Source organism: Paraburkholderia sp. BR10954, from assembly GCF_040965775.1.
Classification (GTDB): domain Bacteria; phylum Pseudomonadota; class Gammaproteobacteria; order Burkholderiales; family Burkholderiaceae; genus Paraburkholderia; species Paraburkholderia youngii.
On record NZ_JBFRCK010000006.1, the window covers coordinates 109,907 to 135,469 of the forward strand.

Here is a 25,563-nt window from a genome sequence, read left to right on the forward strand (position 1 = left end):
TCCCGGCCGAGTCCCGTCCCGAGTCACCGCGGCTTTTTGGCGCGACGCCCCGGCACGCCGCAGCGCCGCCAACAAAAAAGCGGCCGAAGCCGCTTTTCCGCACAACCGTTATGCGTGGCCGCGGACGGGCCACGGCGGTGCGCCTTACGCCGACTGCTGACGCGTGCGGCTGTAGCGCGACAGGATCGGGATCATCTGCGCGTAGACCTTCGGGTTGCCCGCGACGACTTCGCCGACGTGCAGGAAATCCGAATCACCGGTGTAGTTGCCGACCAGACCGCCAGATTCGGTGATCAGCAGGCTGCCCGCCGCGACGTCCCATGCGTTCAGGCCCTGCTCGAAAAAGCCGTCCATGCGTCCGGCCGCGACGTTTGCCAGATCGAGCGCGGCGGCGCCCGGACGGCGCAAGCCCGCGCAGGCTTCGGTCATCTCGGCGAACTGGCGGCCGTACGATTCGAGGTTGTCCGACTGGCGGAACGGGAAGCCGGTGCCGATCAGGCAGTCGGCGAGGCGGTCACGCTTGGCGACGCGGATGCGGCGATCGTTGAGGAACGCGCCACGGCCACGCGATGCGGTGAACAGATCGTTGCGGGTCGGGTCATAGACGACGGCTTGCGTGACGATGCCCTTGTGCGCGAGCGCGATCGACACGCAGTAGTACGGGAAGCCGTGGATGAAGTTGGTGGTGCCGTCGAGCGGATCGATGATCCACTGGTATTCGGAATCGTCGTTTGACTTGCCTGATTCTTCGGCGAGGATGGCGTGATCGGGATAAGCGGTCTTGAGCGTTTCGATGATCGCCGCTTCGGACGCTTTGTCGACCTCCGTGACGAAATCGTTGTGCTGCTTTTTGCTGACCTGAATCAGGTCGAGATCGAGCGATGCGCGGTTGATGATCTGAGCTGCGCGGCGCGCGGCCTTCACAGCGATATTGAGCATGGGATGCATAAACTGATCCTTGTGCCGGGGCAGCACGGCTGCCGGCCGGTAAATAAGCGCGAAACCTGCGCTGACGGGCGCCGCAACGACGCAAAAACAGCACGGAACGGCAGCCGGCTATCCACCCGGAGCGCATTCCGTCGACGGAGACGAATTGAATAAGAACGGTGCGGCCGGTTCGACGGAAGACTTCAGCAAACGTCGGCGCCGGACGCGAAAAGCGGTATTTTACCTGAGTCCGGTCGCCCTCGCGCAGGTGCTCGCTAACGTGGAGCGGATGTGCCGCACGGGCGCCCGTTGGCGCTACCATACGCGTCTTGAGTTCTAGCCAGCCGAGTTTCATCGTGGATCACACCCACCATTCCTCCGACCCCGCCGTGGCCGATTTGCGCGGCGGCTTCACGTCGACGCGTTTCGTGCTGGTCGAGCCCAGCCATCCGGGCAATGTCGGCGCCGCGGCGCGCGCGCTGAAAACCATGGGCTTTTCGCGGCTCGTGCTCGTGTCGCCGCGCGTGCCGAACGTGCAGAACGATCCCGAAGCGATCGCGATGGCGAGCGGCGCGGACGACGTGCTCGCCTCCGTGCACGTGGTGCCGTCGCTTGCCGATGCGCTGACCGGCGTGCACTGGTCGATCGCGCTCACCGCGCGGCTGCGCGAATATGGACCGCCGCAATGGACGCCGCGTGCGGCTGCCGCCGCCGCGCACGCAGAGGCGATGCACGGCGAGATCGCGCTGGTGTTCGGCAACGAGCGCACGGGCTTGTCGAACGAGGACGTCGAGCGATGCAGCGCCATCGCGCATATTCCGGCCAATCCGGCCTACAGCTCGCTCAATCTCGCGCAGGCGGTGCAGGTGCTCGCCTACGAGCTGCGCACCGCGTATCTCGGCGCCGAGGAAGTGACCGACGGTGCGCCCGCCGCAGGGGCACGCGTAGCGCCGGCCGAATCCGCCGGTACGCGCGCGCAGATGGCAGCGAGCGACGAGATCGAGAGCATGTTCGCGCATCTGGAAAGCGCGCTGATCGCGCTCGAGTTTCTCGATCCAGCCAATCCGAAGAAGCTGATGTCACGGCTGCGGCGGCTCTTCGCGCGCTCGGGCCTCGAGCGCGAAGAGGTCAACATCGTGCGCGGCATCGCCAAGCACATTCTGCTCAAGACCGGGCGGACCGGCTGACGCTCGTCAGCGAGCCCGTCGCGGCGCACCTGTTGCGCCGCGTTCATCTGACGACAACCTTGCAGGTGACGGGGACTTCCGGCAGGTTTCGCGCAATCGCCCTACAATCCACGAAACGTTAGAAGCAAAGCTGCCGCCGTGCTAAGCGGCAGGCATGCCGTCACGCGTGGCGCGAAATGCACAGGCCCGCGCGAGCGCTAAGCGCGCGGACCCGCTCACGCAGACGGTTTTTCTTTTCCCCCAAAACAACACAGTCCCAGCCATGTTTACGAGACTTCGCGAAGACATCGCCACGATCCGCGAGCGCGATCCCGCCGCCCGCAGCGCATGGGAAGTGCTCACGTGTTATCCGGGGCTGCACGCGCTCGTGCTGCATCGGATCGCGCACGCGTGCTGGCGCGCGAAGCGCCGTTGGCTCGCGCGTTTCGTGTCGCAGATGGCGCGCTTCATGACCGGGATCGAGATCCATCCGGGCGCGACCGTCGGGCGGCGCGTGTTCATCGATCACGGCATGGGCGTCGTGATCGGCGAGACCGCGCAGATCGGCGACGACTGCACGATCTACCAGGGCGTGACGCTCGGTGGCACGTCGCTCACGCGCGGCGCGAAGCGGCATCCGACGCTCGAGCGTGGTGTGATCGTCGGTGCGGGCGCGAAAGTGCTCGGCGGTTTCACGATCGGCGCGGACGCGAAGATCGGCTCGAACGCGGTGGTGACGAAGCCGGTACCCGCGCGTGGCACGGCGGTCGGCAATCCGGCGCGGATCATCGTGCCGGCGTCGGTCGCCGCGGACGCGAACGGCGCCAACGGTGCGAACACGAATGCGAACGACGCCTCGCGCGACGCGAAGCGTGGCAGCGAAATCAGCGCGTTCTGCGCCTACGGCATCACGCCCAATGCCGACGATCCGGTGTCGCTCGCGATTCACGGTCTGATCGATCATGCGGCTACCCAGGCGCGGCGCATCGATGAAATCGTCGATGCGCTCGAGCGGCTCGGCACGAGCCTCGAAGGGCTGCAAGGCGCGGATGCGGCGTTGCTCGATCTGCGGCGCCTATCGGCGGCGATCGCGGGGAAGGTGGAAGGGGTGGCGGCGGAGCGCTAGGTAGCGGCGCTTCGACAGCGCGAAGCGCACCCGGTACTTACCAGGTCAATCCAGCGGCAACGCCCGAATCCCGTCGGCATCGATCTTCAGATAGCCGCCACGGTGCTCGCCGTGATCGAGATCCCAGTCCGGCAGAACCCAACGCGTGCCGCCCGGTTCGCGATGCCGCGCGGGCAGATGTGTATGCCCGTGAATGATCGTCGCGCTCTTCGATTTCCTGAACAGCGCGGCGACGCCTCGCGGGGTCACGTCATACTTGACCGACATCGGCCGCGTGCGGCCGTGCTCGCTCTTCGAGCGCATATTCTCGGCGAGCTTGCGACGCCACCGAAACGGCCACGCCAAAAACAGACTCTGCGCGAGTCGATTGCGCGCGAAACACCTGAACAACTGATAGCCGCGATCCGCGGTGCACAGACCATCGCCGTGGGCGAGCGCAATGCGCGTGCCGAACGCGGTGATCACGAATGGATCGGGCAGCCAGATCGCGCCGGCCGCTTTCATGAAGCGCTTGCCAAGCAGAAAGTCGCGATTGCCGTGCATGATGTAGAGCGCGATGCCGCGCTCGGACAGCGTATGCAGCAATGCGGCAATACGGGCGACGAACGGCTCGCTCAGCATGTCGTCGCCGACCCAGTATTCGAACAGGTCGCCGAGGATGAAAACCGAGTCGGCCGCTTCCGCGTTCACGCGGATGAAGTGCTCGAACGCGGCGACCGTGCGCGGAATCGCCTCGCTCAGATGTAGATCGGAGAGGAAGAAAAAAGGGCGCGCGGCGTGCGGGCGTGGGCCCTCGCCTGGCACGCCCGCGGCGATGCTTCGCAGCGGCGTCTCTTGCAGCATTGAAGGTGCCTGATTTCAGTTCAAACGAGTCGACGCCCGCATGGGGCGCGACTCACTCACGGCTTAGCCGACGACGACAGCCTTTTCGATCACGACGTCGTCGACCGGCACGTCCTGATGGAAGCCCTTCGAGCCGGTCTTGACCTTCTTGATCTTCTCGACCACGTCCATGCCTTCGACGACCTTGCCGAACACCGCATAGCCCCAGCCTTGCGGCGTCGGCGACGAGTGGTTCAGGAAGTCGTTGTCGTTCACGTTGATGAAGAATTGCGCGGTCGCCGAATGCGGGTCGTTGGTGCGCGCCATCGCGATCGAGCCGTTCTCGTTCTTCAGACCGTTGTTTGCCTCGTTGGTGATCGGCTCGGCCGTCGGCTTCTGCTTCATGCCGGGTTCGAAGCCGCCGCCCTGGATCATGAAGCCGTCGATCACGCGGTGAAACACCGTGTTGTCGTAGTGGCCGGCCTTCACGTAGTTCAGGAAGTTCTCGACCGACTTCGGCGCCTTTTCGGCGTTCAGCTCGAGTTTGATGACGCCGTGGTTCGTATGCAGTTCAACCATGATGGAATCCTTTGATGAACAGGTGGATAAAAGGCGCGTCGCGTCGTCATGCGCTGACGACAGGCCGCGCCGGGGCGTTGGTTGGGGCCGGGCTTCGGCCGCGCGGATTCGCTTGCTGGTGCGCCCGCTGGTTCGTCGTTACTTGCTCACCACCGTCGCCGACTGGATCACGACCGGTTTCTGCGGCACATCGCTCATCGGGCCGCGCGTGGTGGTGGGCGTGGCTTCGATGCGCTTCACGACGTCCATGCCGCTCGTGACCTTGCCGAACACCGCGTAGCCGTTGCCGTCCGGATTCGGGTAGTCGAGATTGGCATTGTCCACCGTGTTGATGAAGAACTGCGCGGTGGCGGAATTCGGGTCGCCGGTGCGTGCCATTGCGATCGTGCCCGCGGTGTTCTTCAGACCGTTGCGGCTCTCGAGCGGGATCGGCGCGCGCGTCGGCTTCTCGGCGAAGCTCTGCGTATAGCCGCCGCCCTGAATCATGAAGCCCGGAATCACGCGATGAAAGATCGTGCCGCTATATTGGCCGGCCTTCACGTAGTCGAGAAAATTCGCGACCGTCTTTGGCGCCTTCTCGGGGTACAGCTCGACGCGGATGTCGCCCTCCGACGTCTTCAACAGCACGGAAGGATGAGCGGCCTGCGAACCGGACTGTGCAAAGGCGGGTGCGTTTGCGATCAGGGCGGCGCTGCCGAGCGCCAACATCAACCATTTCATGAAAATCCTCGGGGTTGGAGAAAACGTGCGGCAAGCAACGAGCCCGGCGCTCAGCGCGACGGCGCCATGTACGGCGGCATGGCGAGCGAGCCGTTCGGGCCGCCGAACTGGAAGCTCGGGCTCTCAGTGATGTTCGACGTGGGGTGCGCGGCGGGCCCGGTGGTCTGTTCGGCGGCGGGCTGCGACGCCGCGGCAGCGGGCGCAGCCGGCGACACGACCTTCTGGATGTCCGCGAGACGCTGCGCGGTCCTCGGGCTAGCCTTGCCGAGGCTTTCCGCGCGACGGTACGCGGCATCGGCGAGGCGCAGATAGAGGTCGCCGAGGTTCTCGAACGCGAGCCCGTAGTTCGGATTGACCTGGGTGGCCATTTCGAGCGCGGCGCGCGCTTCGGTCAGGCGGCCTTGTCTTGCGAAGAGCGTGGCGAGGTTGTTGTACGGCTCGGGCAATTCGGGATACAACTGCGTGAGTTCGGTGAACGCGGTGATCGCTTCGTCGTCGCGATTCAGATGCACGAGCACGTTTGCGCGTTTGAATTTAGCTTGTGCGTCGCGCGGGTTTGCGGCGACGCGTGCATCGAGTTGGGTCAGCGCGGCTTGCCAGTTTTTCTGCGCGATCGACGCGTCGATTTCCGGGGTGTTGTCGCGCACGGCGGGACCTTGCGGCATCACCGCCGCCTTCTGCGCAAAAGCGCTCGCAGCCGGCACCGCGGCTAGCGCGGCAACGACGGTGATACGCCACGCGAGGGCGCGCGCCGCTTCGAAAGTAACGCCACCAACAACGTCGCCAAACGCAGTCGCGGCGAGGGTCGCAGCGCTGCGCGCGCGGCCGCTGGAGTGTTTCATAGGCTCAGGTCAGGATGTTATACTCCGAGCCATTCTAACAAAAGGTCTGCGCGTTCCGTCGAACCGCCGACTGTCTTTTCGCCACTCGTGGCCGTCTCCGCCCGGTTCGCAGTATCGTCTGCAGCCTGATCGCCGCACGAGGTGCGCCGGTTTAAGCTGTATGCGACGCACCCGTTGTCCTGTTGGTTTCGCGGGTCGCGGCGCGCATGAAGCACAATGCGGACTTCTTTCGGCCCACGCACCGCTCTCTATGGAATCTCTGCGCATCTACAACACGCTCGCGCGTGACAAACAGACTTTCGTGCCGCTGCGCGAAGGTGTCGTGCGGATGTACGTCTGCGGGATGACCGTGTACGACTATTGTCACGTCGGTCATGCGCGGGTGATGGTCGTGTTCGACATCGTGCAGCGCTGGTTGCGCGCGCTTGGGTACAACGTGACCTACGTGCGCAACATTACCGATATCGACGACAAGATCATCAAGCGTGCAGTCGAGAACGGTGAAACTATCAAATCGCTCACTGATCGCTTCATCGCCGCGCTGCATGAAGACGCGGACGCGCTCGGCATCGAGCGTCCGGACATCGAGCCGCGCGCGACCGACTTCATTCCGCAGATGCTCGGCATGATCGAGGCGCTCGAGAAAAACGGCTACGCCTACCAGGCGAGCGACGGGGACGTCAACTACGCGGTACGCAAATTCGCAGGCTACGGCAAGCTGTCGGGCAAGTCGCTCGAAGACCTGCGCGCGGGCGAACGCGTCGCGGCCAACGACGCGAAACAGGACCCGCTCGACTTCGTGCTGTGGAAGCAGGCGAAACCCGATGAACCGGCCGACACCGGCTGGGATTCGAAGTACGGGCGCGGTCGTCCCGGCTGGCACATCGAGTGCTCGGCAATGGGCTGCACGCTGCTCGGCGAACAGTTCGACATTCACGGTGGCGGCCAGGATCTGCAGTTTCCGCACCACGAAAACGAGATCGCGCAAAGCGAGGCCGCGACCGGACAAACATTCGTCAATTATTGGATGCACAACGGCTACGTACAGATCGACAATGAGAAGATGTCGAAGTCGTTGAACAATTTTTTTACGATTCGCGAAGTGCTCGCGCAGTACGATGCAGAGGTGGTGCGTTTCTTCATCGCGCGCGCGCATTACCGCTCGCCGCTTAACTACAGCGACGTGCATATCGACGACGCGCGCAATGCACTCGCGCGTTTGTACACGGCGTTGAAAGACGTGTCACCCGATAGTGCCGCGCTCGACTGGAACGAAGCGTACGCGCAGCGTTTCCAGTCAGCGATGAACGACGACTTCAACACGCCGGTGGCCGTGTCGGTGCTGTTCGAACTGGCCACTGAAGTGAATCGCACGCGCGAGCCCGCGCTGGCCCGTCAATTGCGCGCGCTTGGCGCGGTGCTCGGGTTGCTCGGACGCGAACCGCGTGCATACCTGCAGCAGGCAGCGGGTGCTGCAGCCGAAGGCGCGCTCGAGCCCGCCGCGATCGAAGCGAAGATTGCCGCGCGCGTCGCCGCCAAGCAGGCAAAAGACTATGCGGCAGCAGACCGGATCCGGGCTGAATTGCTCGAGGCCGGCGTTGCCCTCGAAGACAAACCCGGCGGGTTGACCGAGTGGCGGCGCGTGTGAGCGCACCTCGTACTTCCCTCTGAACGACTCGCCAGGCAGGAGGCAGGATGGCAACGGCCACGAAGACGCCGGCTAAACGCGCGGCGTCTCAAACCAGTGCGGCTGCCGCAGCATCGGCTGCCGCAGCCAAGTCGACGCGTGCGTCGACTCGCGCGGGCGATGGCGCGGTAGACAAAGCGTCATCGATAGCGGGCGGGGCGGCGAAAGCCGGCTCGGCCCCGGCAAAGAAGAGCGCGGCCAAACGCTCGCTCAATGGTGCGGGCGGCGCGGGCACTGAAGCCGCGCACGCGCCGGTTGCGAAGCGCGCGAAAACGGCGTCGCGGGCGAAGGGCAATGGTGCGGTGCCGGCCGAGCTCGCCGGCGACGTGCAGGAACTCGCACGCGATACGAACGCAGGCGAAGTCGTGCGCAAGACACGTGTGTCGGCCGCCTCGGCGAGCACGGTCAGCGCCGGCGGCGAAGCGGCCGGTGTCGCATCGCTCGCGAACGAAGTCGCGGTGCCGGTGCAGATCGGTGGCCTCGCGCCTGAAGTCACGCGTCCCGCGTATTGGGATAAGGCGTGTGCGGACCTCGTCAAGCGCGATCGCATTCTGAAAAAGCTGATTCCGAAGTTCGGCCCCGTGCATCTTCTGAGTCGTGGCGATCCGTTCGTCACGCTTGCGCGCTCGGTGGTCGGCCAGCAGATTTCGGTCGCGTCGGCGCAGGCGGTGTGGGCTAAGGTCGAAGCCGCGTGTCCGAAGCTCGTGCCGCAGCAGTTCATCAAGCTCGGTCTCGAGAAGCTGACCGCGTGCGGTCTGTCGAAACGCAAGGCCGAGTACGTGCTCGATCTCGCGCGGCATTTCGTGTCGGGCGCATTGCACGTCGGCAAATGGACGTCGATGGACGACGAGTCGGTGATCGCCGAACTCACGCAGATTCGCGGCATCGGCCGCTGGACCGCGGAGATGTTCCTGATCTTCAACCTGTCGCGTCCCGACGTGCTGCCGCTCGATGACCTGGGCCTGATCCGCGCGATCAGCGTCAACTATTTCAGCGGCGAACCCGTCACGCGCAGTGAAGCGCGCGAGGTTGCCGCGAACTGGGAGCCGTGGCGCACCGTGGCGACCTGGTACATGTGGCGTAGTCTCGATCCGTTGCCGGTCGACTACTGAAGAAGAACAGGAGGCGAAGCCGTTTCAAAGACTATCGTGTATATCATGTCGATAGTTGAGAAATGGTTTTGACATCGGCTCGCGCGGTTAGAATACGCGCTGCCCGGTAAGTCCAAGGATTACAACCAATGAAGACCACGTTTCTGGATTTCGAACAGCCGATCGCTGAACTCGAAGCGAAGATCGAAGAATTGCGCTTCGTGCAGGACGACTCGGCCGTCGATATTTCGGAAGAGATCGAGCGGCTGTCCAAGAAGAGCCAGCAGCTCACCAAAGATCTGTATGCGAACCTCACACCTTGGCAGGTTTCGCAAATCGCCCGTCATCCGCAGCGTCCGTACACGTTCGACTACGTGAGCGAACTGTTCACCGACTTCCATGAACTGCATGGCGACCGCAATTTCGCGGACGATCTGTCGATCGTCGGCGGTCTCGCGCGGTTCAACGGCCAGGCGTGCATGGTGATCGGTCATCAGAAGGGCCGCGACACCAAGGAGCGCGCACTGCGCAACTTCGGCATGCCGCGTCCGGAAGGCTATCGTAAGGCCGAGCGTCTGATGCGCCTCGCCGAGAAGTTTGGCCTGCCGATCTTCACGTTCATCGACACGCCGGGCGCGTACCCCGGCATCGGCGCGGAAGAGCGCGGCCAGTCCGAAGCGATCGGCCGCAATTTGTACGTGATGGCCGAGCTGAAGACGCCGCTGATCGCGACGATTATCGGCGAGGGCGGCTCGGGCGGCGCGCTCGCGATCGCAGTGGGCGATAGCGTGCTGATGCTGCAGTTCTCGACCTACTCGGTGATTTCGCCGGAGGGTTGCGCGTCGATTCTGTGGAAGAGCGCCGCGAAGGCGCCGGAAGCAGCGGAAGCGCTCGGCTTGACCGCGCATCGTCTGAAGGCGCTCGGTCTGATCGACAAGATCGTCAACGAGCCGCTCGGTGGTGCGCACCGCGATCCGAAGGGCATGGCCGCGATGCTGCGCCGCGCGCTCGCCGATTCGCTGCGCCAGTTCCAGGGCATGAGCACCAACGACCTGCGCGAACGCCGTTTCGAACGGCTGATGGCGTACGGCAAATTCAAGGAAACGACGCCGGGCGCATAAGCCCGCGCGTTGACCTGTCTTCATCGTCCACCGGCGCTTGCCGCGCTAACGACGTGACCACCACCGCCGACTCATCCGCCGAGCGCCTCGTGATCGAGGCGCTCGGCGCGGCGCTGTCCGGGCTCGATCCGAACGCGCGGATTGCGCTCGCATTCAGCGGCGGCGTCGATTCGAGCGTGCTGCTCGATGCGGCGGTGCGCGTCGCCGGCGCATCGCGTTGTGTCGCGCTGCATGTGCATCACGGTTTGAGTCCAAATGCCGATGCGTGGCTCGCGCATTGCGAGGCATTCGCGCGCGATCGTGGCGTGGAATTCGACGCGCGACGCGTGGACGTTTCGCGCGCGCCGGGCGTGAGCACCGAGGCTGTAGCACGCGACGCGCGTTATCGCGCGCTCGACGCGATGTGCGCAACGCACGGAATCAGCACGCTATGGCTCGCGCAGCATGCGGACGATCAGGCCGAGACCGTGCTGCTGCAACTGCTGCGCGGCGCGGGTCTCGCGGGGCTCGCGGCGATGGCGCCCGGCTCGCTGCCGACGGGTGCGTCGACGACACGTATGCGGCCGCTTTTGCATTTGCTGCGCGCGCAACTCGAACATTATGCGAGCGCGCGCAAGCTGCGCTGGATCGACGACGAATCGAACACGGACACGCGTTACGCGCGCAACGCATTGCGTCAGCAGGTGATGCCGGTGCTCGCGGTGCACTTTCCGGGCTTTCGCGATGCGCTCGCGCGCACGGCCGCGCATGCGGCATCCGCGCAGCGCTTGCTCGATACGCTCGCGCGCGCGGACATGAAGAGCGCGGCGCGCGATGAAGGACGCGCGCTCGCGCACGACGCGCTGCTCGCTCTCGACGACGATCGCGCGCTGAATCTGCTGCGCTACTGGATGCGCACGCTCGGCTTCGTCGCGGCATCGAGCGCACGTGTCGCGGATGCGCTGCGGCAGTTGCGCGAAGTCGGTGCGGGACAGGACGGACATCGTCTGCGTATCGATCATGCGGGGCATGCGTTGCGCAGTTATCGCGGCCTCGTCTACTGGGAGGCCGGCGACAGCAGCGAGCCCGCCGACGAAACCGCGCTCGTCGAGCGCGAGATCAGCGAACTCGCGTGGCAGGGGCAAGAGGTCTGGCATCTGCCGCAATGGCGCGGCACGTTCGTGTTCGCGGTGGTGGATGCAGCCGCTGCCTCCGACGTCGCCGACGCATTGCACGAAGCGCCACGCGGCGAAGCATTGGATACCGTTCCCGTCAGCGTCCTGCAACGTGCTTCTCTAAGCGTGCGGGCGCGCCGCGGCGGCGAGCGCATGCGCGTCGGTGCGTCGAACACGTCGAGCCGCACGCTGAAGAACCTGTTTCAGGAGCGCGGCATTCCCGCATGGAAGCGCGACGTGCCATTGCTTTACGTCGGCGATGAACTGCTGTTCGTGCCGCTGATCGGCGTGAATCGTCGGACGGTGCACGACGCATCCGAGCGCGAAACGCGCGTGAAAATCGCCTGGCGAGAAGATCTGCTGATCGCGTGAGTGCCGGTCGGGCAGTCGCGCATGCCGCGCGGGCGCATGTCGTAAAAGTGAAATAGGGTGCAAATCAACGATAAAACAGGCCTTTGCGGGCCTGATTTGACGCATTTGAAGGCTCTGTGCGTCTTGTCTTTTTGCGCCTAATCAGGTACTTTAGCTTGTTTGCCCGACCCGATTTCGCCGTCGCTTTTGTCGCGATCGGTCGTTAGTGCCGGCAGGCGTGCGTGATCCGTCGTCGCCGTTCAAATCCGATCAGCCATTTGCGATTTCATCCCGGGCAAATCCGCGCGTGCTGCACGCGTGCTGCATCTACGCCGCCACACACTTTGCCGCCGTTCACGAGACGTTGCGCCCCTGTGCTTTCTGTGCGGTCGTCTCCAGCGCGCCAGCGCGGTTTATCTTCCAGTTCAGAACGACAATGGCACTCATCGTACACAAATACGGCGGCACCTCGATGGGCTCGGTCGAGCGCATCAAGAACGTCGCCAAGCGCGTCGCGAAATGGCACAAGGCCGGCCACCAGATGGTCGTCGTGCCCTCGGCAATGTCCGGCGAAACCAATCGCCTGCTTGGCCTCGCGAAAGAAATCACGACTCAACCGAGCCCGCGTGAACTCGACATGATCGCCGCCACCGGCGAGCAGGTCAGCTCGGGTCTGCTCGCGATCGCGCTGCAGGAAGCCGGCGTCGAAGCGGTCAGCTACGCAGGCTGGCAGGTGCCGGTCAAAACCGATAGCGCGTTCACGAAAGCGCGCATCAGCGACATCGACGGCGAGCGCGTCAAGCAAGATCTCGCGGCCGGTAGGGTGGTCGTGATCACCGGCTTCCAGGGTATCGACCCCGACGGCCACATCACGACGCTCGGCCGCGGCGGCTCGGACACCTCGGCGGTCGCGGTCGCGGCCGCGCTGAAGGCCGACGAGTGCCTGATCTACACGGACGTCGACGGTGTGTACACGACGGACCCGCGCGTCGTTGAAGAAGCGCGCCGGCTCGACCGCGTGACGTTCGAAGAAATGCTGGAAATGGCCAGCCTGGGTTCGAAGGTGCTGCAGATCCGCTCGGTGGAATTCGCCGGCAAATATCAGGTGAAGACGCGCGTGCTGTCGAGCCTGACCGATCCGCTGATGCCGCTCGACGACGAAATGAAGTCGGGCACCCTGATTACTTTTGAAGAAGACGAGACCATGGAAAAAGCAGTCATCTCGGGCATCGCGTTCCAGCGCGACGAAGCTCGTATCGCCGTGATGGGCGTGCCCGACAAGCCGGGCATCGCGTATCAGATTCTCGGCCCGGTGGCGGACGCGAATATCGACGTCGACATGATCATTCAGAACCAGAGCGTCGAGGGCAAGACGGCTTTCACGTTCACGGTTGGCCGCGGCGACTATGCGCGCGCAATGGAGATCCTCACCGGCACGGTCAAGGCGCACGTGCAGGCCGAGCAGGTGCTGGGCGACCCGAAGGTGTCGAAGGTGTCGGTGGTCGGCGTTGGGATGCGCTCGCACGTCGGCATCGCGAGCAAGATGTTCCGCACGCTGTCGGAAGAGGGCATCAACATTCAGATGATCTCGACTTCCGAAATCAAGATTTCGGTATTGATCGACGAAAAGTACATGGAGCTCGCAGTGCGCGCGCTGCATAAGGCCTTTGAACTCGATCAGGCATAAATCGTGTGAAAAACGGGGCGCTCTAGAGCGCTCCGTTTGTTTTGTGGCGTTCATGTGAACGATTTGCGTCGTGAGACACCTCGTTGGCACAAAAAATGTTCGCGAGACATTGACCTTATCGGCCCGGCCCGCTATTATCTTGGCTTCGTCGCACTGACTCCCTGTGCGACAGAAAGTTTGGGAGACGTGGCCGAGAGGTCGAAGGCACTCCCCTGCTAAGGGAGCATCTGGGCCAAAACCTGGATCGAGGGTTCGAATCCCTCCGTCTCCGCCAGCAATGGTGGCGAAACCCCGCAGAGTCTAGGCTCTGCGGGGTTTTTGTTTTTCGGCGACCGCTGTTTCGTTTCCTCTCACTGCCAGTTATGCAGGGATCCTGATCACTGCATGGCGCTCTGAACCCGCGTCGCTTAGAACGCGTGCCGCAACCCCACCATGCCGACGAACTGAGACGGGCCCGACGACGGCGTCGTGTTCTGCGAGTCGCCGACCACCGCGATCGCATCGGCGATGGTCACGCCGCTGCCCGACGCGATCAGCGACTTGGCGCCCGCATGCTGATAGGCCTCGAGCGCGTACAGCGTGGTGCGCGTCGACAGGCTATAGGTCTGTTCGAGCGAGATCTGATGATAGTGCGCCGGGTCGGTGATGCCATTCGCCTGGCTTGCCTGCGTGAAGCTATAGCCGCCGCCGACGGTCACGCTCGGTGTGATCCGGTACGTCGCGATCGCGCCGTACGTGTTGAACACGGCCTTGTCGAAGAACAGCGAGCCGTGGCCCGGCGCGTACTGCACATTCGAGTAGTTGGCGCCCACCATCAGATCGTGCCACGTGTAGCGGCCCGCCGCGGCGAACAGCTGCGCGCTGCGCGCGCTCGCATAACCGTTGTTGACCGGCGAGTTGATCGCGAAGCTGCCGAGCGCCGCGCTCGTCGCGATGTCCTTCAGCTTCACGTAGCCGGCTGCGAGCGATACCGGCTGGAAGTCATAGCGCAGTGCCGCGCTGAACAGGCTGCCGTTCGCGACGCTGCCGGGCACGCCACCCAGACCGTACTGCGCACTTGCCTGCAGGCCCGCGATCGTCGGTGATAGATAGGTAACCGAATTGTTGAAGCGCAGCGTCGTGTCGAGGGCGTCGAGATCGCCCGGGTGCGCGCCGGTCGCGCCGGTCAGCACGCCGGTCGGTCCGAGCGCGCCGACCATCTGGAAGTAGGGCGTGTACTGGCGACCAAGCGTCACGGTGCCGTACCAGTCGTTCGCGAGGCCGACGTAGGCCAGGCGGTTGAACAGGTAACCCGCGGTGCTTTGCGCGCCGGTCAGCGAATTGAAGCCGCTTTCGAGCCGGAAGATCGCCTTCGTGCCACTGCCGAGATCTTCCGAGCCGAGGAAGCCGAACTTGCTCGCCTGCACATCGCCCTGGCTCATGTAGAAGTTCGAATGCCCCTTCTGGTTGCTGGCATAGGCGAACGCATTGTCGACGACGCCGTACAACGCGACGCTGCTTTGCGCAGACGCGCTGGTCGATAACGCTGCGCCCGCGAACGGCAGGCAGCAGAGGACGAACGCGCGGGTGCGCGCGCGCTGGCTGATTTTCATGATTGGGATGTCTCCAGACTGAAGGGACGGCCTGATCCCTCAGGCCGGTGCGTGTGTCGTTCAGTGCCTGGTAGCGCGAGTCGGTGCTTTTGTGTGTCAGTGCGGCAGCGAAATCGTCAGGCAGCGCCAGCCGTTTGCGGTGTGGTCGGCGTCGAGCGTGCCGTTCGTGCAGGCGATCGCGCGTGTCTCATGCATCGGCACGAACACACGCACTTGCAGCTGCGTGCGATGCTTCCATTGCGGACGCTCAAGCGTCACGCGCAACGTGTTTGCGTCACCCGTCAGGGTGACGTTCCAGCGGCCCTGCTCGCCATTGCGCCAGGCTTCGGTCTCGCCGTCGTCCTCGATCGAGCCGCCTTGCGCGGTGCCCGCGCCGGCATGTGGCACCGCGAGGAATGCGCGCTCGTCGGCGGGGCGGCCGAAATGCTGCTCGGCGATGTTGAGCGGAATCACGCTGCCTTCGCGCAGCAGGAACACCGGCCGCTCGATAGGCGCGGGCAGTGTGACGGTCTGGCCGCCGTCGAATGCTTCGCCGCTCCAGTACGACACCCAGCGCGAACCGGCGGGCAGATACACGTCGCGCGTGCTCCGGCCCGGATCGACCACCGGCGCGACCAGCATCGACGAGCCGAGCATCATGTCGTCGCCGTCGACGAAGCAGTGCGGATCGCGCGGAAACTCCGCGAACAGCGGCCGCAGCACCGGTTCGTACGCGCTATGCGATTGCCACAGCAGCTCGTACAGGTAAGGGATCAGCCGATAGCGCAGCTTGATCAGGTCCGCCACGTGCCGCGTGACTTCCGGATGCATCCACGGCTCGTTGACGGTGCCGTCGTCGTTCCACGAGTGAATCGAAAAGCGCGGCAGGAAAATGCCGAACGCGACCCAGCGCGCGAACAGCTCCGGCTGCGGCGCCGGACCCGAGAAGCCGCCGATGTCATGGCCGCTATTCGACACGCCCGACATCGCGAGCCCGAGGCCCATCTTCAGATTGAAGCGCAGCGTTTCCCACGACGTGTAGTTGTCGCCCGACCACGTCTGTACATAACGATGCATGCCCACGCCGCCCGAGCGCGATACGAGGAACGGACGCTTATCGGGCGCATGCTCGCGCTGTGCGTCGTGCGACGCGCGCATCATCAGTTGCGTTTGCAGCACCTTAGCCTGATGTGCCGGATACGGCTTGCCGAAGCCGCGCGCAATTGCATGCGGCGACCAGATCTCGAACTCGTTGTTGTCGTTCCAGGTGGCCGCGATGCCGTATTCGAGCAGCGCGTCCTTCACGCGCGCCTTCCACCAGTCGATCGTCGCGGGATTCGTGAAGTCGAGATACGCGCCGACTTCGTCCCAGAACTGCACCCATGCGGGCCCGCCATCGGGCGCTTCGATCAACAGGCCGGCCTGCGCGACGTCGTCGAACGCGGGGTGATCCTGCAGCAGACACGGCTTGATGTTCGCGCACAGACGCACGCCGTGATCGAGATAGCTCTGTACGAAGCCTTCGATGTCCGGAAACTTCTCGTGGTTCCAGTTGAACACATAGCGCTTCGGCCCGATCGACGTATAGCCCGAGGACAGATGGAACGAGTCGCACAGCACGTCGTGCTCGCGGCAGCGCTCGATGAATTCGCCCATCTGCTGTTGTGCGTCCGGTGCGTCGGTGTAGCTCATCGTCGAGCCCGAGTAGGCGAGGCCCCATTTCGGCATCCACGCGGGACGTCCGGTGAGCCACGTGAAGCGGCGCACCGCGTCGAGCGGCGAGCCGGGCGACGCGATGAAGTAGTAGTCGAGATCGCCATGCTCGGCGATGAAGTGCCGATAGTGACCGTGATAGTTGTCGAGCTCACGGCCCATGTCGAAGCGGCAATCGGCCAGCGTGTCGTAGAACAGGCCAAAGCCGGTCGACGTCTGCGGCTGCCACGTCACGTAGAACGGGATGTGTTTGTAAAGCGGGTCCGTGGTGCGTGCGCTGTAGCCCATTGCGTCGATGTTGCGCATCTCGTAGCTTTGCTGCGCGCGATCGAGCGAGCCGGCACGCTCGCCGAGGCCCACGTACATTTCGTCGCGGCGCCGCTCGACGTAGTGATAGACGCGCGAGTCCCACCAGCCGAAGTTGTACGCCTGGGTCTTGCGATCGCTCATCACGCGATGCCACGTGCCTTCGTGCAGGATGTCCCATGCGCAGGCGCCGCCTTCGAGCGCGACGCTCACGCGTACGCGCGCCGTTTCGATCGCCACGTGGCCGGCTGCTTCGTTCACCGTGAACGGCGGCGGCGTAAAGCCGCTCAGGTCGCGGCGTTCGCGGCCTTCGAGCGGCACGTCGTCCGCGCCGGGCGCGATCGCCCACGTGCGCGGACCGTGCGTTTCGCCGTCCGGCAGCACGAGCACGCGGATGATGTCCTCGGCGAGCACGAATAGCTCGATGCGGCAATTCGGCTGCGCGCTCAGCACGACCGGGTTGGCCGCGGGGTTGCGAGCGTTGGAGGCGAGTGCGAAGCGCGGCGGATGTTTGAGATTGATCTGTGAACGCATGACGAGTCTTCGAGGGAGGTCAGGCAGCGGTGTTGACGCTCAGGTCGGCGCGGCGCGCGCGGCCGTGGCGCGGCACACCGCGCATCAGGATGATCAGCAGCGCCGCGCCGATGATGTCGAACGCGCCGAGCGCGCCGAACAGCGGCGTGTAGCCGATCGAATCGGCGAGCGCGCCGACCATCAGCGAGAAGCCGAGGCCGCCGATCCACGCGGCCATGCCCGCGAAGCCGGCGACGGTGCCGACCTCGCTGGGATCGAACACGTCGGCGGCGAGCGTGTTGACGAGTGCCGAGATCATCTGGTGCGCGAAGCCGCCGACGCAGAAGAGGGCGATCGCCTGGTACGGCGACGCGACGAGACCGATCGACGCCGGGCCGAGCATCATCAGCGCGCCGAGCACCACGCCCGAGATGCGCGACCAGATCAGCGGCGCGCGAAAATGCTTCATCAGGAACGGCGACAGATAGCCGCCGAACAGGCCGCCGAGGTCCGCGGCGAGAAACGGCAGCCACGCGAACAGAGCGATTTGCTTCAGATCCATATGACGCTGCGTGGCGAGATAGAGCGGAATCCAGAAGCTGAACGTTTGCCACGCGGGTTCGGCGAAAAAGCGTGCCTGCGCGATCGCCCAGAAACGGCGCGTGCGCAGTACTTCACGCACGCTCGCGCGGCGTGCCGCGGGCGGTGCCTGGCCTTCGACGATCGCCGTGCGCTCGGCGTTACTCACGCGCTTGTGCTCGGTGGGCGAGCGGTACAGTACGAACCATGCGGCGGCCCAGAAGAAGCCGAGCGCGCCGGTCACTGCAAACGCGCTCTGCCAGCCGTAGCGCAGCGACAGGAACACGACGAGGGGCGGCGCGAGCAGCGAGCCGAACGAGGTGCCCGCGTTGAAATAGCCGACCGCGACGGATTTCTCGCGATCGGGAAACCATTCGGCGACGACCTTCATGCCGGCCGGAATCGCGACCGCTTCGGACAGGCCCATGAAACCGCGCAACGCGGCGAGCGAAAGCCAGCTGCCCGCGAAGCTATGGAACACGCCGGTCAGCGACCACAGGCACGCGAACAATGCGAAACCGAGGCGCAGGCCGATCAGATCGATGATCAGCCCGCAGACGGGCTGCATCACCGTATAGCCGACCTGGAACGCGCCGACCACGTACGAGTACTGCCGCGTGTTCATGTGCAGCAGCTTCATCAGCTCGGGCGCCATCACGCCGAGCGCGTTGCGCGACAGATAGTTGACGATCGTCCCAACGCAAACGAGGGCGATGATCCACCAGCGCAATCCCTTGATCGTTTTCAAAATCAGTCTCCATGGCGCATTGAGCGGTTGCCTCCGAGGCGGCGCTCGGAAATGCGCGAATTCGAACATTTATTGGTCTTCAATGAAGTCATCCTACCACTTGGAACCCGGCTCGATATTCGGGAAAACCATAGCGCAAGCGACATTTTTCCTTGATTTTCCGGGATAATTTGGTAATCTTTGTCCGAATTTTTGAGAGGTGATCGGATGACTGCGATCCGAAACGCGAGCGTGAATGTTCTTTCGAACATGGAATGTTCGTTTGCGGTAAGCGTGCCAGACCTCGGCCGCCGGCCCCGCCGGAAGCGTTTGTTTCACCGCCGTATGGCGGATGTAACCAGACATTACGCAGCAGCCGGTCAGGCGATTTTCAGCATCAGTTATTACAAAGTTGAAATACGCGTGTTGCTGCCTTGCGTTATATTTCCGCCAACAAAACATGTTCGTACAAAGGTGATCAATGAAGTCCGTTCGTCTTGTTCCGCTGATGCTCGGGGTGTTGACGTTGGCTGCATCGGGTGCCGCGATGGCCGCGGGGCTCAACGTCGGAGTCAATATCGGCATTCCCGCGCCGATCTACGTCGCACCGGCTCCGGTCTACGCACCGCCGCCGCCTCCGCCTCCTCCCGTCGTCTATCAGCCGGCTCCCGTGTACTACGGCGGTCCGCAGATCGTGATCGGCTGGCATGGCGATCGTTACTGGGATGGCAGTCGCTACTGGGCGCGCGACGACTGGTATCGCCATCATCCGCCGGGCCACGGCGACTATTGGCGCGGTCACTACGACCAGCATCGCGGCTGGCACTGAGCCGGCACCGCGGCGCGCTAGCTGGCTGCTGCGACATCAGAACCGCCCTTCGAGGGCGGTTTTTGTTTTCTGCGCTGAAACATCGATAACTGATGCGTTTCGTCGCAGTCCCCCGCCGGATCTCGCAAGCTAATTGGGTAGAATCCCCCACATCGCCACTGCCCACTTACCAGCACGACTCCATGACAAACGGCTCGCGACGGGTTCAAACGCCTGAGGGACTTCGACACAGCGTGCTCCACGGACCCTTGCGCGCCGCGTTCGCCGTCGCGCTGCTGTGCGCGAGTCTGCTCGCCGCGCCGCATGCGCATGCCGCCCATGCGATCGCGCAATACGGCGAGCCGAAATATCCGGCCGGCTTTAAACACTTCGACTACGTCAATCCCGATGCGCCGAAAGGCGGCACGCTGGTGCTCGCGAACCCGAGCCGTCTGACGAGCTTCGACAAGTTCAATCCGTTCACGCTGCGCGGCAATGCGGCGCCGGGCCTCGAATTGATGTTCGAGAGCCTGACGATCGGCAGCAGCGACGAAGTCGCGTCGGCTTATGGGCTGCTCGCCGACGACATCGTCGTCGCGCCCGACGGCCTGTCGGTCACGTTCCACATCAATTCGCGCGCGCGCTTTTCGAACGGCGAGCCCGTGACCGCCGACGACGTCAAGTTCTCGCTCGATACGCTGAAGAGCCCGCAGGCCGCGCCGCAGTTCGCATCGCTTTTCAGCGAGATCAAGGGTGCGGTCGTCGTCGACCCGGCCACGGTGCGCTTCGAGTTTCGCGAGCGCAATCGCGAGTTGCCGCTGCTCGCGGGCAGCATGCCGGTGTTCTCGCGCAAGTGGGGGTTGAAGCCCGACGGCAGCCGCATTCCGTTCGATCAGCTTGCGTTCGAAAAGCCGATCGGCAGCGGGCCGTATCTGATCGACAGCTTCGACAACGGCCGCACGATCACGTTTAAGCGCGACCCGAACTACTGGGGCGCCGATCTGCCGGTGCGCGTCGGCATGTACAACTTCGATCACATCGTCTACAAGCTGTATGCGGATAGCACCGCGCGGCTGGAGGCGTTCAAGGCGGGCGAGTACGACGCGCTGGTCGAATACATCGCGCGCAACTGGGTGCGGCGTGACGTCGGCAAGAGGTTCGACAGCGGCGAGTTGATCAAGCGCGAGTTTGCGCAGCACAACGGCACCGGCATGCAGGGCTTCTTCCTGAACACGCGCCGGCCGCTGTTCCAGGACGTGCGGGTGCGCAAGGCGCTCGATCTCGCGCTCGACTTTCAATGGCTGAACCGCCAGCTGTTTTTCAGCCAGTACACGCGCATCGATAGCTATTTCGCCAATACCGAATGGCAGGCGAAGGGACTGCCGTCGCCCGGCGAGCTCGCGCTGCTCGAGCCGTTTCGCGCCCAGCTCGACCCGGCGGTATTCGGGCCGCTGCCGAAGCAGCCGGATACCGATCCGCCCGGCACGCTGCGCGCGAATCTGCTAGAGGCACGCGATCTGCTGCAGCAGGCCGGCTGGACCTATCGCGACGGCGCGCTGCGCAACGCCGAGGGCGAGCCGTTCCAGTTCGAGATACTCGACGACGCGGGTTCGGCCTCGTCGATGGAGCCGATCATCGCGACTTTCACGCGCAATCTGCAGAAGCTCGGCATTACCGTGAACTTCCGCACTACCGACTTCGCGGTCTATCAGAAGCGGCTCGACGCATTCGATTTCGACGTGACGACGATTCGGATGCCCGACGTGCAGGTGCCGGGCTCCGAGCAGATCACCCGCTTCGGCAGCAAGGCCGCCGATACCCCCGGCTCGGACAACGCGATCGGCCTGAAGTCGCCGGCCGTCGACGCGGTGTTGAACGCGCTCGTACACGCGCAAACGCGCGAGCAGCTGACCGACGCTGCGCACGCGCTCGACCGTCTGCTGATGCATGGCTACTATGTGGTGCCGCACTGGTACAGCGGCACGCATCGCGTCGCCTACAAGCGCGGACTCGCGTGGCCGAAGACTTTGCCGCTGTACTATGGCGCGGAGGGCTGGATCACGACGATGTGGTGGTACGAAGATCCGCAGGCGCATGCGCACACGGCCAGCGCCGACTGATCCGCAGACCCATCGCCCCCACCAACGCGTTCGCACTGGAATACCGCCTATGTGGAGCTACATCCTCAAACGCCTGCTGCTGATGATCCCGACGCTGCTCGGCGTGCTGACGCTGACCTTCGTCGTGATCCAGTTCGTGCCGGGCGGTCCCGTCGAGCAGATGCAGCACGAGCTGCGCAAGGGCGCGGAGGGCGCCTCGCCGTTCGGTTTGCGGTCGCATAGCGGCGTCGATGCGCAGCAGATCGCACAACTGAAGCAGCTATACGGCTTCGACAAGCCGCCGCTCGAACGCTACGGGCTGATGCTCAAGCGCTTCGCGACCTTCGATCTCGGCCAGAGCTATTTCCGGCACCAGAGCGTGTGGTCGCTGATCGTGTCGAAGCTGCCGGTGTCGATCAGCATCGGCCTGTGGACGTTCTTTCTGACCTATCTGATATCGGTGCCGCTCGGCATCGCGAAGGCGGTGCGCAACGGCTCGCACTTCGATATCGCGACGAGCCTCGTCGTGCTGGTCGGCTACGCGATTCCGGGCTTCGTGCTGGGCGTGCTGCTGCTCGTGCTGTTCGGCGGCGGCACGTTCCTGCAGCTGTTTCCGCTGCGCAACCTCACGTCCGACAACTGGGACCAGCTGAGCCTCATCGGCAAAATCCTCGACTATCTGTGGCATATCACGTTGCCGATCACGGCGTCGGTAGTGGGGAGCTTCGCGGTCGTCACGATGCTGACGAAAAACGCGTTCCTCGACGAAATCCGCAAGCAGTACGTGCTGACCGCGCGCGCGAAAGGTTTGTCCGAGCGGCGCGTGTTGTGGAAGCACGTGTTTCGCAATGCGCTACTGCCGCTGATCGTCAATTTCCCGGGTGCTTTCATCGGCGCGTTCTTCACCGGCAGCCTGCTGATCGAAACGCTGTTCTCTCTCGACGGGCTCGGCTTGCTGTCGTATGAATCGGTGATGCGGCGCGACTATCCGGTCGTGCTCGGCACGCTGTATCTGTTCACGCTGATCGGCCTCGTCACGCGACTGATCTCCGACCTGTGTTACGTGTGGGTCGATCCCCGCATCCAATTCGAACAACTGGAGCGCTGATGAATCGAGCCCGCCTTTCCGCGGATGCGGCGGCACGCACCGAACCCGCGCGCGCACTGATGTCGCCGTCGCCGGCGCGTCGCGTGTGGCAGCGGTTTCGCCAGCAGCGTCTCGGCTACTGGAGCCTGATCATCTTCGTCGTCGCGTTCGCGGCGAGCCTCGTGGGGCCGCTGTGGTCGAACGACAAGCCGGTCGTCGTGCGCTATGACGGTCATCTGTATTTTCCGCTCGTGAAGACCTATGCCGAGACCACCTTCGGTGGCGACTTCCCGACGCCGACCGATTACCTCGATCCGTACATTCGTCACCGCTTCGACGCGCCGGGCAACTTCGCGCTGTATCCGCCGAATCATTACTACTACGACACGCTCAACTACTTCTCGAAGGCGCCCAACCCGGCGCCGCCGTCGCGGGAAAACTGGCTCGGTACCGACGACCGCGGCCGCGATCTGTTCGCGCGTCTGCTGTACGGCTTTGGCGTGTCGGTCGTGTTCGGCCTCGTGCTCACCGTGATCAGCACGATAGTCGGCATCGTCGCGGGGGCGGTGCAAGGTTACTTCGGGGGGCGAACGGATATCGTCGGGCAGCGGTTGATCGAAGTCTGGAACGCGATGCCTCAGCTTTATCTGCTGATCATCTTTTCGTCGATCTTCGAGCGCAGCTTCGCGCTGCTGATCGTGCTGCTGTCGCTGTTCAACTGGATAGGACTGTCCGATTACGTGCGCGCCGAATTCCTGCGCAATCGCCAGCAGGATTATGTGCGCGCCGCGCGCGCGATGGGCCTGTCGCATTGGCAGATCATGTGGCGTCATGTGTTGCCCAACAGTCTGACGCCGGTCATCACGTTCCTGCCGTTCAGCATGAGCAGCGCGATTCTCGCGCTGACGAGTCTCGACTTCCTCGGCCTCGGCGTGCCGCCGCCGACGCCGAGCTTGGGCGAGTTGCTCGCTCAGGGCAAGGCGAATCTCGACGCATGGTGGATCTCCATGTCGACCTTCGGCGTGCTGGTGGCGATGCTGTTGCTATTGACCTTCATGGGCGACGCGCTGCGCAACGCGCTCGACACGCGTATCTCCGATGCGATACACGCCGGAGGTGGCCAATGAGCGCGCTGCCGCAAATCGATCCGCCATCGACGGATATGCCGCTGCTCGAACTCGACCATCTGCGCGTCGCGTTCGGCGACACGGTGGCCGTCGACGACGTCACGCTCGCGATCGCGCGCGGCGAGCGCGTCGCGCTCGTCGGCGAGTCGGGTTCGGGCAAGAGCGTGACCGCGCTGTCGGTGCTGCGCCTGCTGAACGACGCGCAGGTGAGCGGCGCGATCCGCTTCGATGGTGAAGATCTGCTCGCGAAGAGCGAGCGCTCGATGCGCGGCCTGCGCGGCTCGGACATCGCGATGATCTTCCAGGAGCCGATGACCGCGCTCAACCCGCTGTACACGATCGGCGACCAGATTGCCGAGACGATCGTCGTGCATGACGGCGTCAGCGTGGCCGAGGCGTGCCGGCGTGCCGTCGCGTTGCTTGCGCGCACCGGCATCACCGAACCGGAGAAGCGCGTCAACAGCTATCCGCATCAGCTGTCGGGCGGCCAGCGGCAGCGCGCGATGATCGCGATGGCGCTCGCCTGCCGGCCGCGCCTGTTGCTCGCCGACGAGCCGACCACTGCGCTCGACGTGACGATTCGCGCGCAGATCGTCGAACTGCTACTGGAGTTGCAGCGCGACGAAGCGCAAAAGCGCGGCATGGCCGTGCTGCTGATCACGCACGACCTGAACCTGGTGCGTCACTTCGCGCAGCGCGTCGCGGTGATGGAGCGGGGCGTGCTGGTCGAAACCGGTACGGTCGAGCAGGTCTTCGAGGCGCCGCGCCATCCGTATACCCAGCGGCTGCTCGCCAGCCGGCCGGAGCGCGAGGTCGCGCCGGTGCTGCCGATCTCGCCGGTGCTGCTCGAAGCTCGCGACGTGTCGGTCGACTTCAAAACGAAGCTGCCGGGCCTGCGCGGCTGGTTCGGCGCGGGGCGGTTTCGTGCGGTCGACTCGGCGAACATGTCGGTACGCCAAGGCGAGACGCTCGGGATCGTCGGCGAATCAGGGTCGGGCAAGTCGACACTCGCGATGGCGCTGCTCGGTCTGCAGCGCACCGCGCACGGCGAGATCCAGTTTCAGGGCAGGGCGCTCGCGAGCTATCGCGGCGCCGAAAAGACCGCGCTGCGCTCAAATATGCAGGTTGTCTTTCAAGACCCTTTTAGTTCGCTTTCGCCGCGGCAGACGATCGAGCGGATCGTCGGCGAGGGGCTCGCGCTGCATCGGCCGCAGATGACGCCGCAGGCGCGGCGCGACAAGGTGCTCGCGGTGCTGCGTGAAGTCGGCATCGACCGCACTGCGCTGTATCGCTATCCGCATGAGTTTTCGGGCGGGCAGCGGCAACGCATCGCGATCGCGCGCGCGCTGGTACTCGAGCCGCGCTTGCTGATCCTCGACGAACCGACCAGCGCGCTCGACGTCTCGATTCAGCAGCAGGTGCTCAAGCTGCTCACCGGTTTGCAGCACAAGTACAACCTCGGCTTCGTGTTCATCAGTCACGATCTGGAGGTGATCGGGGCGATGGCGCACCGCGTCGTGGTGATGCAAAACGGATCGATCGTCGAGACCGGCGAAGTCGAGAAAATTTTTGCGGCACCCGCGCATCCTTACACTAGAAAGCTGCTGAAAGCGGCGCTTGATCGTTGATTTTTCACCGTTTCACCAATTGAGTGCGCGTCTCGATTGATTTTTTCTATTCCTTTTGACACGCAAATACTTACTGGCTAGTATCGACCAAACTTTTTCGTAGACGTCTGATTTTTTGGCAAAAACTACCGA

20 protein-coding genes and 1 tRNA gene are annotated in these 25,563 nt (G+C 64.1%); 13 read left to right on the forward strand and 8 right to left on the reverse strand.

The window, feature by feature from the left end:
- Positions 1–144 precede the first annotated feature (144 nt).
- Positions 145–948, reverse strand: coding sequence for an inositol monophosphatase family protein (locus tag AB4Y34_RS11610; protein WP_176379936.1), 804 nt, complete (start codon positions 946–948; stop codon positions 145–147).
- A gap of 335 nt (positions 949–1,283) precedes the next feature.
- Between AB4Y34_RS11610 and AB4Y34_RS11615 the strand changes: the two genes are divergently transcribed.
- The gene (locus AB4Y34_RS11615; protein ID WP_368716092.1) at positions 1,284–2,114 is read left to right on the forward strand and encodes an RNA methyltransferase; all 831 of its coding nucleotides are present in this window, start codon (positions 1,284–1,286) and stop codon (positions 2,112–2,114) included.
- A gap of 262 nt (positions 2,115–2,376) precedes the next feature.
- Positions 2,377–3,219 carry a serine O-acetyltransferase gene (cysE, locus tag AB4Y34_RS11620; RefSeq protein WP_176379934.1) on the forward strand — a complete coding sequence of 281 codons (843 nt, stop codon included), beginning with the start codon at positions 2,377–2,379 and terminating at the stop codon, positions 3,217–3,219.
- A gap of 45 nt (positions 3,220–3,264) precedes the next feature.
- On the opposite strand, the gene AB4Y34_RS11625 is transcribed toward cysE, so the two are convergent.
- The 4 genes from AB4Y34_RS11625 to AB4Y34_RS11640 form a co-directional block, all read right to left on the reverse strand.
- The gene (locus AB4Y34_RS11625; protein ID WP_176379933.1) at positions 3,265–4,062 is read right to left on the reverse strand and encodes a UDP-2,3-diacylglucosamine diphosphatase; all 798 of its coding nucleotides are present in this window, start codon (positions 4,060–4,062) and stop codon (positions 3,265–3,267) included.
- Between the two features lie 63 nt (positions 4,063–4,125).
- Positions 4,126–4,620 carry a peptidylprolyl isomerase gene (locus AB4Y34_RS11630; RefSeq protein ID WP_013089755.1) on the reverse strand — a complete coding sequence of 165 codons (495 nt, stop codon included), beginning with the start codon at positions 4,618–4,620 and terminating at the stop codon, positions 4,126–4,128.
- Positions 4,621–4,758: 138 nt separating this feature from the next.
- The gene (locus AB4Y34_RS11635) at positions 4,759–5,340 is read right to left on the reverse strand and encodes a peptidylprolyl isomerase (RefSeq protein WP_176379932.1); all 582 of its coding nucleotides are present in this window, start codon (positions 5,338–5,340) and stop codon (positions 4,759–4,761) included.
- 50 nt (positions 5,341–5,390) lie between these two features.
- A complete protein-coding gene (locus tag AB4Y34_RS11640) occupies positions 5,391–6,182 on the reverse strand; it encodes a tetratricopeptide repeat protein (protein WP_176125686.1) in 792 nt (263 codons plus the stop codon).
- A gap of 250 nt (positions 6,183–6,432) precedes the next feature.
- Between AB4Y34_RS11640 and cysS the strand changes: the two genes are divergently transcribed.
- The 6 genes from cysS to AB4Y34_RS11670 all read left to right on the forward strand — a co-directional run bounded on the left by cysS (position 6,433) and on the right by AB4Y34_RS11670 (position 13,547).
- Positions 6,433–7,830, forward strand: coding sequence for a cysteine--tRNA ligase (cysS, locus tag AB4Y34_RS11645; protein WP_368716093.1), 1,398 nt, complete (start codon positions 6,433–6,435; stop codon positions 7,828–7,830).
- Positions 7,831–7,877: 47 nt separating this feature from the next.
- Positions 7,878–8,981: a DNA-3-methyladenine glycosylase gene (locus tag AB4Y34_RS11650; RefSeq protein WP_368716094.1), complete on the forward strand. Its 1,104-nt coding sequence runs from the start codon at positions 7,878–7,880 to the stop codon at positions 8,979–8,981.
- Between the two features lie 128 nt (positions 8,982–9,109).
- A complete protein-coding gene (locus tag AB4Y34_RS11655) occupies positions 9,110–10,081 on the forward strand; it encodes an acetyl-CoA carboxylase carboxyltransferase subunit alpha (protein WP_090800690.1) in 972 nt (323 codons plus the stop codon).
- 53 nt (positions 10,082–10,134) lie between these two features.
- Complete coding sequence (gene tilS / locus AB4Y34_RS11660) at positions 10,135–11,607, forward strand: tRNA lysidine(34) synthetase TilS (RefSeq protein WP_176379929.1); 1,473 nt, start codon at positions 10,135–10,137, stop codon at positions 11,605–11,607.
- 415 nt (positions 11,608–12,022) lie between these two features.
- On the forward strand, positions 12,023–13,273 hold the full coding sequence (locus AB4Y34_RS11665; RefSeq protein ID WP_018435472.1) for an aspartate kinase: 1,251 nt from the start codon (positions 12,023–12,025) through the stop codon (positions 13,271–13,273).
- A gap of 180 nt (positions 13,274–13,453) precedes the next feature.
- Positions 13,454–13,547, forward strand: a tRNA-Ser gene (locus AB4Y34_RS11670).
- Positions 13,548–13,680: 133 nt separating this feature from the next.
- Here AB4Y34_RS11670 and AB4Y34_RS11675 read toward each other — a convergent pair.
- The 3 genes from AB4Y34_RS11675 to AB4Y34_RS11685 form a co-directional block, all read right to left on the reverse strand.
- Positions 13,681–14,865: a porin gene (locus AB4Y34_RS11675; RefSeq protein ID WP_368716095.1), complete on the reverse strand. Its 1,185-nt coding sequence runs from the start codon at positions 14,863–14,865 to the stop codon at positions 13,681–13,683.
- A gap of 96 nt (positions 14,866–14,961) precedes the next feature.
- Positions 14,962–17,397, reverse strand: a complete 2,436-nt coding sequence (locus AB4Y34_RS11680; protein WP_368716096.1) for a TIM-barrel domain-containing protein — start codon at positions 17,395–17,397, stop codon at positions 14,962–14,964.
- 19 nt (positions 17,398–17,416) lie between these two features.
- Complete coding sequence (locus AB4Y34_RS11685) at positions 17,417–18,703, reverse strand: MFS transporter (protein WP_368716097.1); 1,287 nt, start codon at positions 18,701–18,703, stop codon at positions 17,417–17,419.
- A 460-nt stretch (positions 18,704–19,163) separates the two neighbouring features.
- On the opposite strand from AB4Y34_RS11685, the gene AB4Y34_RS11690 reads away from it, so the two are divergent.
- From AB4Y34_RS11690 to AB4Y34_RS11710, 5 genes are all read left to right on the forward strand, one after another.
- Entirely contained in the window at positions 19,164–19,511 is a 348-nt protein-coding gene (locus AB4Y34_RS11690) for a hypothetical protein (protein ID WP_176379925.1), read from the forward strand.
- A 182-nt stretch (positions 19,512–19,693) separates the two neighbouring features.
- Positions 19,694–21,610, forward strand: coding sequence for an extracellular solute-binding protein (locus tag AB4Y34_RS11695; RefSeq protein WP_368716098.1), 1,917 nt, complete (start codon positions 19,694–19,696; stop codon positions 21,608–21,610).
- A 49-nt stretch (positions 21,611–21,659) separates the two neighbouring features.
- On the forward strand, positions 21,660–22,697 hold the full coding sequence (locus tag AB4Y34_RS11700) for a microcin C ABC transporter permease YejB (RefSeq protein WP_176126412.1): 1,038 nt from the start codon (positions 21,660–21,662) through the stop codon (positions 22,695–22,697).
- A complete protein-coding gene (locus tag AB4Y34_RS11705) occupies positions 22,697–23,803 on the forward strand; it encodes an ABC transporter permease (RefSeq protein WP_368592691.1) in 1,107 nt (368 codons plus the stop codon). The genes AB4Y34_RS11700 and AB4Y34_RS11705 overlap by 1 nt, the downstream gene beginning before the upstream one ends.
- The gene (locus AB4Y34_RS11710) at positions 23,800–25,431 is read left to right on the forward strand and encodes an ABC transporter ATP-binding protein (RefSeq protein WP_368716099.1); all 1,632 of its coding nucleotides are present in this window, start codon (positions 23,800–23,802) and stop codon (positions 25,429–25,431) included. Before AB4Y34_RS11705 ends, AB4Y34_RS11710 begins: the two co-directional genes overlap by 4 nt.
- Positions 25,432–25,563: the final 132 nt, after the last annotated feature.